This is a genomic window from Pseudomonas sp. (genome assembly GCF_026224925.1).
Lineage (GTDB): Bacteria > Pseudomonadota > Gammaproteobacteria > Pseudomonadales > Pseudomonadaceae > Aquipseudomonas.
The window spans coordinates 1-1,519 of the sequence record NZ_JAMFRV010000642.1; the positions used below are offsets into that span (position 1 = coordinate 1).

A 1,519-nucleotide genomic window follows, 5' to 3' on the forward strand; every position below is an offset into this window, starting at 1 on the left:
ATGGCGCCCGTATCCAACGAACCCGAATTACTGAACGTATCCAGAGCCTTTCCATACGAGTAGATCCCCCGCAGGCTGTATCCATGTGCGAGCTGCTTAGCAACCACCAGAGATCCAATGTTGCCGTTCGAGTTTCCATCGGACGTTGCGTAGTTGATGGCTCCAAAGTTCGAATTAAGTCTCGTCAGCGTGCCCTTATTCACGATCAGGTCACCTGCAAAGCGATTGACATCCTGGTTGAAGACGGGTAGATGGTGGGCAGCGGAGGCGGAGTAGTTGATCTCCGCAACGAGCGTATTCGTAAACTGGTGCTGTATGCTCAACGACCACTCATCGATCTGCGTGAGCTTGTAGTTGGGTGAGTAGCCACCAAGACCTGCTCGCTGACCGGTGATGCCTCCACTGCTGTTCAGCGTGACGTTGCTTGTATCGACGACGGGACAGACTTCAGTGAAGCCGCTCGGTGCGCTGCAAAGCTGGAAGGTCGGCGTCTGGCCAGACTGCACATTGATGCTTGGAGTGTAGTAGTTTGGCAGGTTGCCGGCTGTGATATCTGTGATGTGGATATAGGGCGGCTGATCGGCGAACATGCCAAACCCGCCACGAAGGGCGGTTCGGCCATTGCCCAGCAGGTCGTACGAGAAGCCGACGCGAGGCGTGAACAGGTACACCGTGTGGTTGAGCACATGCGTGGTATTTTGCAGGCCAGCTACACCGTTGGCGATTTGATCGTCATAGCTCGCGCCATCGCCGAACTTGAAGTTCGTCAGCGTAGGGCTATAGATCGAGAAGAAGTTTTGCATGCTGTCGAACCGAAGTCCCGCGTTGACGGTCAGCCGTGGCGTCACCTTCCAGTCATCCTGGACAAACGCTCCAGTAACAAGCGCGCGGTAGCGACGATTGTACGGAGCTTCATCGTGGGTCAACAGGCTGACCGGAGTACCAGTCTCGGAGGTCGCCTCGTCCTGGATGAAGTCGAGAATGCTGTTGAAGTTATAGGTGGGCCGGTCAAAGGCACCACTCTGCGAATCGGCCTCGCGGATGTTGTCTTCCTGAAAGCCAAACTTCAATGTATGGCTCTTGACCACAGCCGTCAGCACATCGCGCCAGCCGATCGTGGTCTGCGTAAAGTTGCCAGGGCCCCAATTCGCAAAGCCGGTCATACCGGTCACGTTGATGTAGGGGATAGCATCATTTGCCGTGGGCAGGTTAGCGCCGTACGGGCGAATCATGTTGCCGCCGAGTTCATTCAGCAGCCGGGGCGAGAAGGTGTGGGTCCAGTCGGCATTGGCAAAGTCTGAGCTGTTCGACTGATCGTAGTTGAGCGGAGAACGCGCCAGCGCGCTGATCGAGGTGTCGTATGTACGCATAAACTCAGCGTATACACGGTCTTTCTGCCCAATATAGTCATCCCCGCGCACGCTCCATTGATATCCATTCTTGGGAACGGAGAAGCTGATATTCGCCGTGCCGAGAACGGGCAGAGTTCCAGGGATATTGGCGGGCGGAGCGAAGTAGC

At 56.0% G+C, this 1,519-nt stretch carries 1 protein-coding gene; it reads right to left on the reverse strand.

Going from position 1 to position 1,519, the window contains the following annotated elements; all coding sequences use genetic code 11:
• Nucleotides 1–1,519, reverse strand: a 1,519-nt coding sequence (locus M0974_RS26710; protein WP_297844220.1) for a TonB-dependent receptor, incomplete at both ends; no start/stop codon positions are given.